The organism is Rhodoferax sp. GW822-FHT02D07 (assembly GCF_058802405.1).
Genome location: NZ_JBXAOD010000001.1, coordinates 980,283 through 995,168 on the forward strand (window position 1 = coordinate 980,283; position 14,886 = coordinate 995,168).

The 14,886-nt window shown below is 60.8% G+C and carries 17 protein-coding genes and 1 pseudogene; 7 read left to right on the forward strand and 11 right to left on the reverse strand.

Going from position 1 to position 14,886, the window contains the following annotated elements; genetic code table 11:
* Window positions 1-59 precede the first annotated feature (59 nt).
* From AC1RNN_RS04610 to AC1RNN_RS04635, 6 genes are all read right to left on the reverse strand, one after another.
* Window positions 60-860: an SDR family NAD(P)-dependent oxidoreductase gene (locus AC1RNN_RS04610; protein WP_493085597.1), complete on the reverse strand. Its 801-nt coding sequence runs from the start codon at window positions 858-860 to the stop codon at window positions 60-62.
* Window positions 861-909: 49 nt separating this feature from the next.
* Complete coding sequence (locus AC1RNN_RS04615) at window positions 910-1,893, reverse strand: alpha/beta fold hydrolase (protein ID WP_493085596.1); 984 nt, start codon at window positions 1,891-1,893, stop codon at window positions 910-912.
* A 20-nt stretch (window positions 1,894-1,913) separates the two neighbouring features.
* Window positions 1,914-2,618 (reverse strand): SDR family oxidoreductase, encoded by a 705-nt coding sequence (locus tag AC1RNN_RS04620; protein WP_493085594.1) that lies wholly within the window; start codon window positions 2,616-2,618, stop codon window positions 1,914-1,916.
* 107 nt (window positions 2,619-2,725) lie between these two features.
* Window positions 2,726-3,727, reverse strand: a complete 1,002-nt coding sequence (locus tag AC1RNN_RS04625) for an NADP-dependent oxidoreductase (RefSeq protein WP_493085592.1) — start codon at window positions 3,725-3,727, stop codon at window positions 2,726-2,728.
* 92 nt (window positions 3,728-3,819) lie between these two features.
* On the reverse strand, window positions 3,820-4,434 hold the full coding sequence (locus tag AC1RNN_RS04630) for a TetR/AcrR family transcriptional regulator (protein ID WP_493085590.1): 615 nt from the start codon (window positions 4,432-4,434) through the stop codon (window positions 3,820-3,822).
* Window positions 4,435-4,461: 27 nt separating this feature from the next.
* Window positions 4,462-5,214, reverse strand: a complete 753-nt coding sequence (locus tag AC1RNN_RS04635) for a LysR substrate-binding domain-containing protein (RefSeq protein ID WP_493085589.1) — start codon at window positions 5,212-5,214, stop codon at window positions 4,462-4,464.
* 409 nt (window positions 5,215-5,623) lie between these two features.
* Here AC1RNN_RS04635 and AC1RNN_RS04640 point away from each other — a divergent pair, with 409 nt between their 5' ends.
* From AC1RNN_RS04640 to AC1RNN_RS04655, 4 genes are all read left to right on the forward strand, one after another.
* Complete coding sequence (locus AC1RNN_RS04640; RefSeq protein WP_493085587.1) at window positions 5,624-5,782, forward strand: DUF3309 family protein; 159 nt, start codon at window positions 5,624-5,626, stop codon at window positions 5,780-5,782.
* A gap of 10 nt (window positions 5,783-5,792) precedes the next feature.
* Window positions 5,793-6,491 carry a Crp/Fnr family transcriptional regulator gene (locus tag AC1RNN_RS04645; protein ID WP_493085586.1) on the forward strand — a complete coding sequence of 233 codons (699 nt, stop codon included), beginning with the start codon at window positions 5,793-5,795 and terminating at the stop codon, window positions 6,489-6,491.
* A 157-nt stretch (window positions 6,492-6,648) separates the two neighbouring features.
* Window positions 6,649-7,347, forward strand: a complete 699-nt coding sequence (locus AC1RNN_RS04650; RefSeq protein ID WP_493085584.1) for a Crp/Fnr family transcriptional regulator — start codon at window positions 6,649-6,651, stop codon at window positions 7,345-7,347.
* A gap of 126 nt (window positions 7,348-7,473) precedes the next feature.
* Window positions 7,474-8,250 carry a Crp/Fnr family transcriptional regulator gene (locus AC1RNN_RS04655; protein WP_493085583.1) on the forward strand — a complete coding sequence of 259 codons (777 nt, stop codon included), beginning with the start codon at window positions 7,474-7,476 and terminating at the stop codon, window positions 8,248-8,250.
* Between the two features lie 80 nt (window positions 8,251-8,330).
* Here the strand turns inward: AC1RNN_RS04655 and AC1RNN_RS04660 are convergent, their stop codons facing one another.
* Both AC1RNN_RS04660 and AC1RNN_RS04665 read right to left on the reverse strand, forming a co-directional pair.
* Window positions 8,331-8,777 (reverse strand): OsmC family peroxiredoxin, encoded by a 447-nt coding sequence (locus AC1RNN_RS04660; protein WP_493085581.1) that lies wholly within the window; start codon window positions 8,775-8,777, stop codon window positions 8,331-8,333.
* Window positions 8,778-9,040: 263 nt separating this feature from the next.
* Entirely contained in the window at window positions 9,041-10,006 is a 966-nt protein-coding gene (locus tag AC1RNN_RS04665) for a hypothetical protein (protein WP_493085580.1), read from the reverse strand.
* A 195-nt stretch (window positions 10,007-10,201) separates the two neighbouring features.
* Between AC1RNN_RS04665 and AC1RNN_RS04670 the strand changes: the two genes are divergently transcribed.
* Both AC1RNN_RS04670 and AC1RNN_RS04675 read left to right on the forward strand, forming a co-directional pair.
* Window positions 10,202-11,206, forward strand: a complete 1,005-nt coding sequence (locus AC1RNN_RS04670) for an extracellular catalytic domain type 1 short-chain-length polyhydroxyalkanoate depolymerase (protein ID WP_493085578.1) — start codon at window positions 10,202-10,204, stop codon at window positions 11,204-11,206.
* A gap of 215 nt (window positions 11,207-11,421) precedes the next feature.
* Window positions 11,422-11,628 carry a CsbD family protein gene (locus AC1RNN_RS04675; RefSeq protein ID WP_493085576.1) on the forward strand — a complete coding sequence of 69 codons (207 nt, stop codon included), beginning with the start codon at window positions 11,422-11,424 and terminating at the stop codon, window positions 11,626-11,628.
* Between the two features lie 232 nt (window positions 11,629-11,860).
* Here the strand turns inward: AC1RNN_RS04675 and AC1RNN_RS04680 are convergent, their stop codons facing one another.
* From AC1RNN_RS04680 to AC1RNN_RS04690, 3 genes are read right to left on the reverse strand one after another with little or no spacing between them, the layout of a single operon-like run.
* On the reverse strand, window positions 11,861-12,418 hold the full coding sequence (locus tag AC1RNN_RS04680; protein ID WP_493085574.1) for a hypothetical protein: 558 nt from the start codon (window positions 12,416-12,418) through the stop codon (window positions 11,861-11,863).
* Window positions 12,411-12,956, reverse strand: coding sequence for a universal stress protein (locus AC1RNN_RS04685; protein ID WP_493085573.1), 546 nt, complete (start codon window positions 12,954-12,956; stop codon window positions 12,411-12,413). Before AC1RNN_RS04685 ends, AC1RNN_RS04680 begins: the two co-directional genes overlap by 8 nt.
* A gap of 8 nt (window positions 12,957-12,964) precedes the next feature.
* Window positions 12,965-14,314, reverse strand: a complete 1,350-nt coding sequence (locus tag AC1RNN_RS04690; RefSeq protein ID WP_493137317.1) for a chloride channel protein — start codon at window positions 14,312-14,314, stop codon at window positions 12,965-12,967.
* Window positions 14,315-14,389: 75 nt separating this feature from the next.
* On the opposite strand from AC1RNN_RS04690, the pseudogene AC1RNN_RS04695 reads away from it, so the two are divergent.
* Window positions 14,390-14,740 (forward strand): annotated as a pseudogene (locus AC1RNN_RS04695) (dihydrodipicolinate reductase); the annotation flags it as partial.
* Window positions 14,741-14,886: the final 146 nt, after the last annotated feature.

A 14,886-nucleotide genomic window follows, 5' to 3' on the forward strand; every position in this document is an offset into this window, starting at 1 on the left:
GGGGAGTCCTTGGGAAAAATGGAAAAAGTGAAGGCAAGAAGAGCAGTGGTGCTCAGCTATCAAGCGATCTGGTAGCGGGGAGCCGGCCTGCCAGCCTGGGAGTTGGCGAACAGTTCCGAACGGGCGGCGTCGTACTTGTCCCACAGGCTCGCATCGGCAACCGAGGGCCAGGTAATGGTTTCGCCTTGATCCAGACCAGCCAGCGCCGCATCGACCATGTGTTCGGTCGTCATCAGGGTGTCCTTGTTGAGGGCTGCCAACGGAACGCCCGACAAATCCCAGAGTTCGGTGGCGGTGGAGGCTGGCAGCACCAGTTGAACCTTGACACCGGTGTCGGCCAGTTCTTGCTGCAGGCCTCGGCTGTATTGCAAGACATAGGCTTTGGTGCCGCTGTAGATGGCGCTGATGGCCATGGAGTGGACAGCAAGCACGGAGGCGATATTGATGATCAGGCCCTGCTTTCTTGCCACGAAGGCTGGCACGGCCGCTTGTGTGAGGCGCGTCAGGGCGGTGACGTTGAGGGCGATCTGGGTCTGCGCATCGCTGGCAGTTGTCTGGGCGGCAGGGGCCAAGCGGGCAATCCCGGCGTTGTTCACCAGCACTTGCACATCCGCGTGGTTGGCTAGCAGCGCCTCGATGCGCGCCACATCCTGATCGTTGGTCAGGTCCGCCACAACAGGCTCGGCCTGGATGCCGTGCGCCTTGGTGAGCCCTGCGCACAGGGCTTCCAGGCGGTCCGCACGTCGGGCAACCAAGATGAGGTTGTATCCGCGTTGTGCCAGACGGTCTGCGTAGAGCGCACCGATGCCAGAGGAGGCTCCGGTGATGAGGGCGGTTTTGGAGGATTGGGTATTGGTCATGGAACGTTGGCGTAAAGGGTGATGGGTTGGACGGGCGCGCCTGCCTGCGTTATTGGGCGAGGAACGTCAGTGCGCTTGGCACAAAGTCGGCGTGGAACTGGAAGATGCCGCCGTGGCCCGCATCGGGATAGATGATCAAACGGCTGTTCGGAAGCCGCCGCGCCAAGTCGTGGGTGTTGCTTGTAGGCACCATGCGGTCCTGGTCGCCGTTGACCACCAGCACAGGCTGCTTGACCACCGACAGATCCGCGGGTTGCTTCTGGCCCCACGCACGCAGAGCTTGCAACTGCGCAATGAAGGCGGCAACGCTGACTTCTTTGTCGCGGTTGTCCGTGCGTTCATTCAATCGCGCCAAAAAGGCTTTGCCAGCGTCGATGCCATGGGGTGTGCGAGTGAAGAACAGGTATTGCTTGGGGTCTTGGCCTGTCAGCAGGCCCCGAAGAATGTCGTAGTTGGCGACGTCTGCCACGGTGCTGATGCCTTCACCCCCGGCAGGGCCGGTGCCCGCAAGAATCATTTTGCGGATCAGTTGTGGCTCCTTCAGCGCCATTTCCTGGGCGATCATGCCGCCCATCGAGAAGCCCAAGAGGTCTACCTGCTTCAGCCCTTTGGCTTGGATGAAGTGGATGGCATCGTCGGCCATTTGTTCCATGGTGTTCGACGGAGAGCCGGTAGTGGCGCCAACGCCCCGGTTGTCGAAGGCGATCACGTGGTGTTTTGCCGCAATTCCATCCATGATCCGGGGGTCCCAGTTGTCCAGCACGGCGGCAAGGTGCACCAGAAACACCACGGGCGTTCCGCCATTGTGTTGGCCCATCTCACGGTAGGCGAAACTGATGCCATCGGCGGTGATGGTTTGTGTGGGCACCGTCTTCCAGGTAATCCCCGGCGCTGGTGCAGATGTTTGAAGGGGCAAAGGCTCCTGCTTGGCTACCACCTCCGCTGCGCCAACGGCGGTTGGCAGCAGGGCAGACACCAAGGCGAGTCCGGCCAGCATGGCCCTCCACATGGGATGGATGACATTCGTTTTCATAGTCTGACTTTGATGGTTGCTCAGGCAGTCTGAGGCAGGTAGAACGGACGCGGTGCCGTCAGGGCTTGGTGCACCTGCTCAGTCAGTGCATCGGCCAGCACTTCGTCCGCACCGGCTTCAAGGCCGTCCAGTGCGCGCCGCACGATGTCTTCGGGGCTGGTTTTGGGCACGTCAAAGCCGCGCGTCAGGTCGGTATCGACGTAGGCCATGTGCAGGCCCAGCACCTGGGTCTGCTGGCTGGCCAGTTCGTACCGCAGTGCGTTGGTGAGTGACCAGGCTGCCGACTTGCTGGCCGAGTAGGCGGCCAATGCGCCATCGTTGACCCACGACGCCACGGACAACACGTTCAGCAGTGCGCCGCCACCATGGGCCTTGAGCACCGGCGCAAAGGCCTTGCTCATGTTCAGCACGCCATAGACATTGGTCTCAAAAATGCGGCGTGTCAGGTCGTCGCTATCGGGTGCCAAAAATCCGCCGGGCTGGGCGATGCCTGCGTTGTTGACCAGCAGCGTTACATCGGATGCCAGTTGCACCGCCGCCCGGATGTCCGCCGGCTTGGTGACGTCGAGTTGGATGACTTCCACACCGCGCAAAGTCACGGACGAGGGATCGCGCGCTGTTGCGTACACCTTGCGTGCACCACGGGCGAGCAAGGCCTGTGCAAAAGCCAGGCCGATTCCACGGTTGGCACCCGTCACGAGGGCTACAGAGTTTTCGATTTTCATAAGAGGTTTGATGGGTGAATTTGGTTTGGAATGATGATCGTCATATGTGTGGGCGAGCGATATTGCCGATTGGCAAGCCGCCCGCACGCATGGCGGGCGATGGAAAATTAGCGCAGCGAGACGACCACTTTGCCTTTGGCGCGGCCCTGGCCCAGGTAGGCCAGGGCATCCATGGCTTGCTCGAACGGAAACACCTTGTCTACGACGGGCTGGATGCCGCCGTCGTTGAGAATTTCAGCGATCTGGCCCAGCTGATGGCCATCGGGGCGCACGAACAGGAATGAGTAGCCCACGTCCCGCTTTTGGGCCAGGCGGGTGATCTTGCGGCCCATCAGGCCGAAGACGAAGGTCAGCACAAAGTTGAGCTTTTTGGTGCGGGCGAATGCCGCGTCCAGCGGGCCCACCAGAGAAACGATCTTGCCGCCGGGCTTGAGAATGCTGATGGACTTTTCGATGGTGTCGCCGGGGATGGTGCCCAGCACGGCGTCGTAGCCGCGCAGCACGTTTTCAAAATTTTGCTTCTTATAGTCCACCACTTCGTCCGCGCCCAGCTGGCTCACAAATGGAACATTGCCGGTGCTGGTATTAGTGCCGACCTTGGCGCCCAGGTGCTTGGCCAGCTGGATGGCAAAGGTGCCAATGCCTCCCGAACCTGCAGGGATGAACACTTTCTGATCAGGCCTCAGATTGACACGCTCCTTCAGCGCTTGCCACACGGTGAGGCCGACCATGGGGATGGAGGCCGCTTGGACGAAATTGAGATTGCTGGGCTTGAGCGCTGCGGCACTCTCCGGCACCGCTGCAAATTCAGCCAGAGATCCCTTGCCCAGGTCAAACAGGCTGGCAAAGACTTCATCGCCCGGCTTGAAGCGGGTCACGCGGCTGCCTACCTCGGTCACCACACCGGCCAGATCGCTGCCCATGGTGGCCGGTAGTTTGAAGGCCAGCACCGGTTTGAACTTACCGCTGGGAATTGCGTTGTCAATCGGGTTCAGGCCAACCGCATGGATGCGCACCAGCAACTCGTCAGGTTGGAGCGTGGGGGTGGGCATGTTGGTGAATCCGATGTCGGGCGATTTGCCGTAGCGTTGGAAGGTGAGGGCTTTCATGGTGTCTTTCGGTGAAGTTGGTGGGGCGACAGGCTGTTTCGATGGCTTGCAAAATCAGATGATGATCATCATATTAAATGTCAAAAAAAACGTCAGTTGACGGAGCCCGCTTTTGGCAAGACGAGGCCTTGGAGCGTGGCTTTGCAGAACGCATCGGACAGCACGGGGTCGTTAACTGCACGGGCCAGCGTCAGCGTGCCCACCATGGTGGCAACGGTAACCAGCGCACGCTCGTGGGCGCTGGGTTGCCCCCAATCGGGAAACTGGCGGGCCACCAAGTCAATCATCTCCTTGATGCGGCGTGTGGCGGCCAAGCGCACCTCGGGCGATTGGCGGGGCATCTCCGAGCCTAGGGCGGAGATGGGGCAACCCGTTTCGATGCCGGTCAAATGCTCTTTAGAGAGATAGACCTGCATCAGCGCCTGCAATGCTTCTTCAGGCTTTGCCGAGGCGACGATTTGGGCCGCGAGGGCATTGGATTCGGCACCCGCGCGGTCTGCCGCCTCCGCTAGCATGGCCTCACGGGATTCAAAGTGGGCATAGAAGGCACCATGCGTCAGGCCGGCCTCTTTCATGATGTCGGCCACACCTGTGCCGCCATAGCCGCTGCGGCGGATGGCTTTGGCAGCCGCATCCACAATGCGCTCGTGTGAGGCTTCTTTGGCAGCAGAGCGGACGTTACCTGTTTTTCGCATGATGCGTATCATATGCAAAAGCAATCATGAATGCAAGTCTTAGGTTTGCATCCGCTTGGTCTCGGCCCCATCCTCGTCCGGATTGCGAAACCAGTCTTCCAGAAACTCGACACACACCCGCACCTTGGCGGAGTGGTTCAGGCGCGTGGGGTAGACGGCCCACACCGGGGCCTCTTGCGCGTAGTCTGGCAGCAGGCGCTCCAGCGTGCCTTGGGCGATGCTGGGGCCCACGTCCCACTCGGAGCGCAACAAAATGCCCAACCCTTCAATGGCCCACTGGTGCACCACCTCGCCGTTATTGGATGACAGCGCGCCCGATACCTTTATGGTTTCCGGCCCCTGGGGGCCGTTCAGCGTCCAGCGGCCCACGTCCTGGTCGCGTTCGCGGATGAGCAGGCATTGGTGCTTTGTCAGATCCTCCAGGCTCTGGGGGGCGCCATGTCGCGCCACATAGCTGGGGGATGCGCACAGCACGCGCTGGTTGTGGGCAATGCGCCGGGTGATGAGGTGGGGCTCTTGCACTTGCCCGAGCCGGATGTCGAGGTGGAAGCCTTCGCTCACCAGATCTACCTGGCGGTCCAGCAGTTCCAGCTGAAGCTCCAGTTGGGGGTAGCGCTTGGCCAGTGCGGCCAGGGCCGGGGCGAGCTTCCGTCGGCCGAAGCCCGAGCTGCTACACAGGCGCAGCAGGCCGCTGGGGGCTTCGCGGTGGGTGGTGATGGCCTGGGCCATGGCGTCCACATCTTCCAGGATGCGGGTGGCGCGCTGGTAGACGGTGTCTCCTTGCTCGGTCACCGACAGGCGTCGGGTGGTGCGGTGCAGCAGCTCGGGTTGTCGCTGCGGGAGTTTCGGGGGGGCTGGGAGAGTTGCAGCAGGAGGGAGTGCGCGGGTCTAGCCAGAACTTATACATGTCCCAAACCTCTTTGGCGCCCTAGGCGTACTGGTTCAGCGCGGGATGCAACACTGTCGGATTTACATGCGTGCGGTGCGCGTCCCAGAAATTTCGGGCCAGCAGCGGATTCCCAGCGGCCATTGAAAGACTGCTGTTGTTGCGGTCCGGCGTATCGGCACGTGGGTACGTACGTTGACGTACCGACTGGTGGAGCTCCCGCGCTTTAAGGTTGCACCTCGATATCCGCAGGTGAGCCACCCGACGGACTATGTGTTTGGCGCATGGCTAGCGCCTCCTCTCAGGAGAATCCCCATGACCCTTGGAACCATCTTGCTTGTAATCCTAATCGTGATGCTGATTGGTGTGGTACCTGCATGGCCCCACAGCCGTGGTTGGGGGTATGGCCCCAGCGGGGGGCTGGGGTTGATCCTCGTCATCCTCATCGTCCTGATACTTACGGGCCGTATCTGACGGCGCCCTTGTGCGCTCTGTTGCCACGCCCATAGCAAATCGCCTGTTGGCTGCGCTGCCCCGGACGGACTACCAGCGTCTGCATCCGTGCCTGGAGTCCGTGCCCCTGCTTTTTGGGCAAGTGCTGTACGAAGCTGCATCCCCCATGGCCTACGTGTATTTTCCCAACAACTCGCTGGTGTCTTTGCTCACCATGGTGGACGCCCATTCGGTACTGGAGGTAGGTATGGTGGGGCCGGAAGGCATGTTGGGCATTGCATTGGCTTTGGGTGCGGGCGTGTCGCCGGTGCGTGCTCTGGTGCAAGGCAGCGGTTCAGCCATGCGCATGGAGGCCGCCGCTTTCATTCACTGGTTTCGCCGGTGCTTGTTCTTGCAGCGGGAGGTGCTGGCCTACACCCATGCGCTGATGCTGCAGATCGCACAAACTGCGGCCTGCAACCGCTTCCACATCATCGACGCACGCCTGGCGCGCTGGTTGCTGATGACACGCGATCGCGTGGGCGCAGACCATTTTTTTCTGACACAGGCTTTTCTGAGCAACATGCTGGGTGTGCGCCGTGTGGGCGTGACCCATGCCGCGCATGCACTCAAGCGACTGCACCTCATTGACTACAGTCGCGGCCACATCGAGATCATTCATGGCCGCGGGCTGGAGGCTATGGCCTGCTCCTGCTATGAAATGCTCAAGGGGCGACACGGCAAGGGATGACGGGCTGGGCTATGTACGCTTTGGGACATACACGCTTGTCCAGGTCCTTCTGCGATAGCCTCTTGCATGTGACGTAGCACTGACCTTGTGTCGGTCTCTCCGGATACCTTGCGGCCACGTTTTGGCGGCATGAGAAAAAACTACCAGAGAGTCTTTGATGCTGCCGAGCCGCTTCCCCGTTTCCAACCGCCTGCTTGCGGCCATGGCACGTTCGGACTACCAGCGTCTGGCACTGGACTTGGAGCTGGTGGAGCTGACGGTTGGGCAGGAACTTCACCAAACCGACCAAACTATTCATCATGTGTACTTTGCCAACGAGGCGTCGGTGTCATTGCTGATGCAGGCTGGGAAGCATAGTTCCTTGGCGGTGGGCCTGGTAGGCAATGAGGGGGTGGTGGGGGTGGCAACCGCCCTGGGCGTGAAGACATCTCCCATGCGGACTTTGGTTCAGGTGCCCGGCAGCGCATTGCGTATGCAGACCGCCGTTTTCGTTTGGGAATTTCAGCAAAACGCGCTGTTGCGCCAGGCTGTGCTGGGCTATGTGCATGCACTGACTGTGCAAATTGCCCAGGCCGCCGCATGCAACCGCTTTCATGTGCTTGAAGAACGCTTGGCCCGTTGGTTGTTGATGACGCGTGACCGGCTGTCGTCTGACCACCTGCAACTGACGCATGAATTTCTGAGCAGTTTGTTGGGGGTGCGTCGTGCTGGGGTCAGCACTGCGGCACAGGCGCTCAAGGAGCGCGGGCTGCTGGATTACAGCCGTGGGCATATCGAAATTGTGGACGGTCCCGGCCTGGAGCGAGCATCCTGTCTGTGCTACGCCATGGACCGTCGCCACCGCCATCTGTCATGAAACAAGGCCTTATTCGGGCGTTGTGTACGATATCGTACGGAGTGCTCCTGAAGAAAGCGTAAGCTGCACGCTGCCTTTGACCATGGATTGCACCCCGCAATCGGAACCAGGGGCTCACCGCGGCCCATGCCTACGAACCCCATACCGTTTCAGAACCAACTTCTGGCAGCTTTGCCCGCCGCGGAGTTCATGCGTCTGCAACCTCACCTTGAATTGGTGTCCTTGCCACTGGGGGCTGTGCTCTACGAATCCGGATGTACGCTGGAGCACGCCTATTTTCCTACTGACGCCATCGTGTCGCTGCTGTATGTGCTGGAGGACGGCGCGTCTGCCGAAATCGCCGTGGTAGGCAACGAGGGCATTCTGGGTGTGTCACTCTTCATGGGAGGCGAAACCACGCCCAGCCGCGCTGTGGTGCAGAGTGCGGGCCATGGTTTTCGTCTCCCGGCGCATGTTATCAAGACAGAGTTCAACCTCGCTGGACCGGTGCTGCGCCTGTTGCTGCGTTACACCCAGGCACTGATCACGCAGATGAGTCAGACTGCAGTATGCAACCGACACCACTCTATCGAGCAGCAGCTGTGCCGCTGGCTGTTGCTGAGTCTGGACCGTCTGCCTACCCATTCGCTGACCATGACGCAGGACCTGATTGCAAACATGCTGGGGGTGCGCCGCGAAGGGGTCACCGATGCAGCCGGCAAATTGGCGCGTGCGGGTTTGATCCGCTATGCACGCGGCCACATTGATGTGCTGAATCGCCCAGGACTTGAGGAGCGGGTGTGCGAGTGTTACGCCGTTGTCAAACTGGAATTTGACCGATTGCTGGCAGATATTCCACGTGGCGCCCTTTTTCAGGTGCCGGGTGCGTCGGGTGCAGATGTGGTGAACCCTGCTCGTTCTTGATTGCCTCCGGCTGGCCCCGCGTGGATTGGCCAGCTTGCAGAAGTGGATGAGAGCTGCCAGCGCTTGGGTCCGGCGCCGGCTCATGCCGGGCTTGTTTCCATCGTGGCTTGCAGCGTGATGTCCGGAACGCCCGCCAGCGCCTTGGACACAGGGCAGTCTTGTTTGGCCGAAGCGGCGATCTGCTGGAACTGGGCTTCATCGATGCCCGGTACTGTGGCTGTCATATGCAGCACGATCCGGTCAATTGCAAACACTTCTCCTAGCTTTGACAGTCGTACGTGGGCCTGTGTGTCGATCGTGCGGGTTGCAAAGCCTGCCTTCTCGCAGGCAAACGAAAAAGCCATCGTGAAACAGGAGGCCAGGGCTGCGCCAAGAATCTCTTCAGGATTGGTGCTGCGGCGATCTTCGCCCCATCGGCTCTCGAAGCCATACGGGTAGTCCATCAGTGCGCCCGACCCGGTGCTGACCTGGCCGTAGCCCTTTCTGCCTGAACCATCCCATAGAACGCTGGCAGATTTTTCAGTCATGGTGAATCCTTTTGGGGAAGTTTTGGCGGTGTCTTGCCCATGGTCTCGCGTGAATGCAGAGGGCTCCACGGCTGCAAGTCCTTGGGGTAAGTGAAAAGAATGGGGTCAAAGCCAAGACCCCTCGAAACTGAGATGTGTCTCGCAGGACCACATGTTCAATGCACAAACAAGGCGATCAGAATAATGATGGGAATCGGTATCCCAAGCAAAAACAACAGAAGTGAGCGCATGGGGTTCCCCGGTTTGAGTATGAAACCCGCTGATTAGCTGTCAGATTGCCTGCCGCCGAAAGTGGCAGTCCAACTGGCGATAAAAGCACCGATCAGCAGTGACACGAATAGCCACAGTGCACCGTAGGCTGACGCCTTTCGTGCTTTTTCTGCGGTCTCCCGGGCCGCGAGTTCGGACTCGTTCCACTGGGATTGCGCTCTCACATAGGCGTCACTGACGCGTTTTTCTGCTGCGGATTGCGACAGCCCGGTGCGCTGTGCAACCAGCTGAGCAACGTAGCGCAAGTCTTCTGGGGGCAAGGGATCTGTGTGGTTTGCGTGCATGAAAATGCGGCGGGTTTCGCCGAGTTCGTAGGCACTGGCACGCGCTGTACCTCCGCTGGACGGGGCCTCTGTCGTACCTGCAGCAGACAAACCGGGCTCGCGTCGGAACAGCGTGTCGACGAAGTAGGTCATGGTGCTAGCAGCGGATCCGGCCTGGATTCGGGAGCTGAGACTGGCGTCAATGCCCATGGGGCTGATGCCTCTCGTTACGGCCGCATCCATTGGTGCACTGCGACCCAGAATGGAACCAATGGTGGATGTGAGTAGCGCAGCGGTTGCCAGCGATGCCACCGCCCAGGACAGAAAGCCGTGCGCGGTATCTCGGAAATACACTTCATCAAGATGCACACCGGTCCGTCGGATTCGCAAGCGGCCAGCCAAGTAGCCTCCGAATGCGGATGCGAGTAACTGTGTCAAGGTCACCCAGACAATCGTTGTTACGCCCAGGGTCTCAGCCTGTACGCCTTGACCTACCCAGGGAGAGACCGAAGACAAGCCCAGTCCAACGCCCAGAATTAGAAGAATGAGTGACAGCGCTGCAGCCGCAGCGCCACCTGCAGCAATCGCACTCCAGGAAACTGCGCTGTGAGGCGGTGTCCAGTCGCCTGGATCGTCCGCTGCCTCGGGCAGGGCGTGTTGAAAGTTGTCTCCGGGAAGCGTGGTCGAAGCAGTCATTCAAACTCCCATTCCTAGGTTGTAGAGAAATCTTGGCGATCATGGTCCGCGTCATGTCGAGGTTGAACCTTAGTCCTGCCGATCGCTGTTGTATGTTGGAAAGCGCACATTCAGCCACCGTAGCCTGCAATAACGTGTACTGCATCGAGGCAGGCATGACGTATCTGACTCGTCAAGACACTATGTGGGAGAAAGATGGGCAAGAGTTTTTGGACAAAAGCCATTCGGCGCCAGATGGTCGCTTTAACCCGCAGTGCCTTGCGCGCGGGAAGGACCGCGCAGCAACAAGTGGCAAAGACAGTGCCCAAAATGCGCAAAGGCACGGCTCCCAGAGGAAAAGACTGGAGCTCGGGTGTGGCTGCAGGCGCAACCGGACTTCGCCGCTATCACCTCTTCAAGCCATCGGGGGCAATGCCTGAGCGTGGCATGCCATTGATGGTGATGCTGCATGGCTGTAGCCAGGATGCACACAGTTTCGCCGCCAGTACCCGCATGAACCGCTTGGCCGCCTCGGCGGGATTCATGGTGCTGTATCCAGAGCAAGAGCTGTTGGCCAATGTACAGGCTTGCTGGAACTGGTTTGATATCCGTTCGGGTCGTGCGCACAAAGAGGCTTCCAGCATTCTTGCAACGGTGGATCAGGTGTGCGCAAGCTACCCGGTGGATATGCGGCGCATTGTGGTGGCAGGCATGTCTGCTGGAGCCAGCATGGCGGCACTGTTGGCACTCCAGTCTCCTGAGCGATTTCTGGCTGTTGCAATGCACTCGGGTGTTGGGCCTGGAATGGCTGAGTCGAGTGCCACTGCACTGAAAGCGATGCGCGGCCAAGTTACCCAAGGGGGAGATGGGTTGGTGGGGGCCAAAACTGCATTGCCGGCATTGCTGGTCATACACGGAGATCGGGATGCCGTGGTTGCGCCGTCCAACGGGGCATTGACAGCCCAGCGCTGGGCCACAGCGCTGAATGCCAAGGCCACAGACCCCCGTGTGGTGCAGCGCGGTGCACGGTATGCCATGACCTTGAGGGACTGGACGGTGGGGCCGCGTATCGTGGCCTCCTTCGCGGAGGTTCGTGGCTTGGGACATGCCTGGAGCGGTGGCTCTGCAGCACAGTCCTTTTCAGATCCTGCGGGCCCGGATGCTTCAGGCATGATTTGGGCGTTTTCGCAGCGCGAGTTTCGGCGAAACGCTTTGGCTTGAGGCGTTGCCTTTTGCTGTAGCCGGACGTCATCGGTCGAAGCACCGGTTTCCCGGGCAGGGGAGTCGGCAAAATCTGGGTGGTACGGCGGAAAAAACACGGGCTTAGGTTTGCTAGCCCACGGAAGAAATGTCCTGGGTCGACTAATGTGTATTCGCAGGCCAGTTTGTGGTCTGTCGGTTTGGACGAATGAACTTTCAATCAAGGAATACACATCATGAACAAAGATCAGGTCAAAGGCAGCGCAAAAACTGCTGTGGGAAAAGTCCAGGAGACGGTGGGCAAGGTTGTTGGCAACAAGGGGCAGCAGATAAAGGGTTTCAACAAGCAGTTGGAGGGCTCCGCGCAAAAGACCATTGGCAATGCCAATCAGGCCATCGCAGATGCCAAGGCAACCATGAAAAGCTCACGCACTACGCGTTGAAGCCGATCTATCGTCTTTTGCTCGTGTTTGCTTGCCCGGAGTCCACCTTATGGAAGCCAGCCAGCAGCTCGGCGTGCATTGCTCCGTTGTCTTGTAGCCAGGCGCGGCAGAGACAGGGGGAGCTTGCATGGGCCGATACCCCGCGGTTGACGGGAAAATACGCCCCTGGCCCCCGTGAAATATGCGTGAGAAGCTACTGATTTTGTAGCGCCCGAATGAAGGCTTCCCCGCGCTACAACTCCGATGCGTCCTTGGCTTCCCGTTTCTTGAATGCGACTTTGGTGGAGCAACTGGTGGCGGTGACGGAGAGGTAGACCGATACGTCGAGGTCGCCGGCGGCCCAGTGCACGGACTGTTGGACGCTGTCGCCGGTGTCGAATTCGCCGGTCACTGCGCCTTGGCCTTGCCAGGCTTCCAGCGTGGCAATGGTGGCGGACCACGGGGCGTGGGCGCGGCATTGCCGGTCGGGCGCTGTGCTGGTCATTTCAATGCGCTGGACCAACCCGCTGCGCAGGTAGAAAGTGGTGTCAAAAGCTTCGGTGCCCAGGTAGGCGCTGCGCTGTATCCAGCGGCCGCGCGTGTTGCGTGGCCCCAGGGCGGGCCGCGCCACGTGTTCCAGGGTGCGGATGCTGCCAATCAGGTCGCGCTCCGGGGCCAGCAGCAGTTCACCATAGAGTTCGCAGGCCGGGCCGCAGCCAGACGTCTGCGCCGCGGCCCAGCCGCCGCCCAAGGCGAGCAGGGCGCAGGCCAGGCTGCGCAAGAAGCGTCCATGAAGGTAAGACTTAGTCATTGGGTTCGTCATCGTCGCGGGTGCCCAATTCTCGGATAGCCAGCTTGCCGGCGAGCGGCGGCCGCAAGTGGCTGTTGCGTTTGGCGCGGATGGGGCGATCCCGGCAGACCAGCACGGGGACTGTGGATTTGGAGATCAGGCCCGGAACAATGCTGCCGCCGAGCAGGCGGACCACCGCGTTCTGCTCTTCAGTGCCTACGACGATCAGGTCGCAGTGCCGTTTGACGGCGGCGTCTGCCACCGTGTGTGCCGCATCGGGCGATGTGGCAGTGGCGCGGGGGTTGTGGACGCCACAGCGCTCGGCCCATGCGCTGGCGGCGGCCAGCAGGCGCGACGCTTCTTCGGCGGCCTTGACCTGAAAGTCTTCGGCAACCCCCTCCGCAACACGGAGCATGTCTACCGCCGGGTAGTTGTATTGGGGCAAAACGCAGAAGAAAAAGATGTCGGCGCGGTGGGTTTGTGCGGCCTGGATGGCTTGGTCGATGGCGGATTGGGTGACGGGTCTGTCGTCAACCACGACAAGAATTTTCTGAAACATGGGGGCACTCAGGTTTTGGGGAGGCGGGTGAGTTGCAGCTCTGCCAACGAGGTGTACAGAGGTGCGCTGATCAGGCGTGACACGGCGCTGGCGAACAGGGCGCTGGCCATGAGGCTGAGCACCAGGGCGTGGCCGTCCACCATTTCCATCACGATGATGAAAGCGGTGAGCGGGGCCTGGGTCACGGCGGCCAGAAAGGCGGCCATGCCCAGGGCGATCAAGGTTGGCGGGTTGAGGTAGGTCGTCCACTGCGCGACCTCGCTGCCCACGGCGCCGCCGATGGCCAATGACGGGGCAAAGATGCCGCCGGGTACGCCCGCCCAAGCGGTGAGCCAGGTGGTGACGAACTTGAGCAGCACATAGAGCGAGTTGGTATCTACGGTGTTGTCCAGCGACGCTTTGGTGTGCGCATAGCCGCTGCCAAAAGTGTCGCCCGCCGTCACGACGCCAATGACGGCAATGCTGAGGCCGCACGCCGCAGCAAACAGGACGGGGCGCGCCTTGCGCTGCAGGCTGAACCAGTCGAGCGAAACACCCGACAGGGACACCACCAGCAGGCGTGCAAACAGCCCACCCAATAGGCCACAGGCCAGCGATACGAGGAGCCCGGGCAGCAGCGTTGGCCAGCCAAAGCCGGTCACCCGGATGATGCCGAAGTAGCTGCCGTTGCCGAAGACGGAAATGCCCATCAGGCCCGCGAGCACGATGGCGGCGATGGTGAGGCCGTGGTTGCGGTGCTCGGGTTTGCGGGTGAGTTCTTCAATGGCAAACATGACGCCGCCCAGTGGGGTATTGAAGGCCGCTGCAATCCCGGCGGCGCCACCGGCCACCAGCAGACTGTGCTCGCTGATCTGCGAGCGCTTGGGCAGCCAGCGGCGCACGCTGTGCATGACGCCCGCCGCAATTTGCACCGAGGGCCCTTCGCGCCCTAGCGACAAGCCGCCAAGCAGGCCCCAGGCGGTGAGCAGCATTTTGGCCAGGGTGAGGCGCAGGGACACGAAAAGGCCGCGCGTGTTCTCGGTCACGGCCGGCTCTTGCGCGGCCATGACCTGCGGAATGCCCGAGCCCGCAGCGCCAGGCGCATAGCGCCGCGTGACCCAGACGATGGCCGCTGCAGTCGCGGGCGTCCACAGCAAGGGCGCCCACCAGTGGCGGGCCTGGACATGGAAGAACAGGGCCAGGGCGTGTTCGCTCAACCAGGTGAAGCCGACCACCGTGAGCCCCGCCAGCGCGGCGAAGGTGATGAACAGGGCGCGCCCGCGCCAGAGGTGGGCGTCGTAGAGTTCATTCCGGAACGCCGAATAGATATGGGGGTGCTGCCGCATGGTGCTGTGGTCCAGCCGAATGGCCCTGGACATTCATATGTTGATACAAATGTAATTATTATATTTACTCAAATGCACATGGCATCGGATAACAACATAAGGAGCAGCATGAAAGTAGGACTGATCGGATATGGCAAGGCGGGTAGTGCGGTGGCCCAAGTGCTGTGCGAAGACTCGCGCTACACGCTGGAGTGGATTGCCACGCGCAGCGGTGCCCCCAGGGCCTTGGCGCTGGGCGGTAGGTATATTCCGGTGACCGCGCTGTCACAAGACACGCTGCCCGCTTGGTTGGACCAGCACTCGGTGGATGCCCTGGTGGACTTTTCCAGCGCGGCGTCAGCGGCTGTGTATGGGGCGGAAGTAAGGCGCAGGGGGCTGATGCTGGTGACGGCGATCTCTTCGTACGAAGAAGCAGAGCTGGCTTACATCCGCACGCTGGGGGCGCACGCCAGGGTGCTGTGTTCACCCAACATCACGGTGGGAATCAACTTTCTGATCATGGCGGCCCGCCTGCTGCGGGAGATTGCGCGGCGGATTCAACCGGTCGCTGCAACAAGTTGGCTGAATCGTTCAGCAGGCGTTTCGTAGTCTAGTGTCATCCGTGG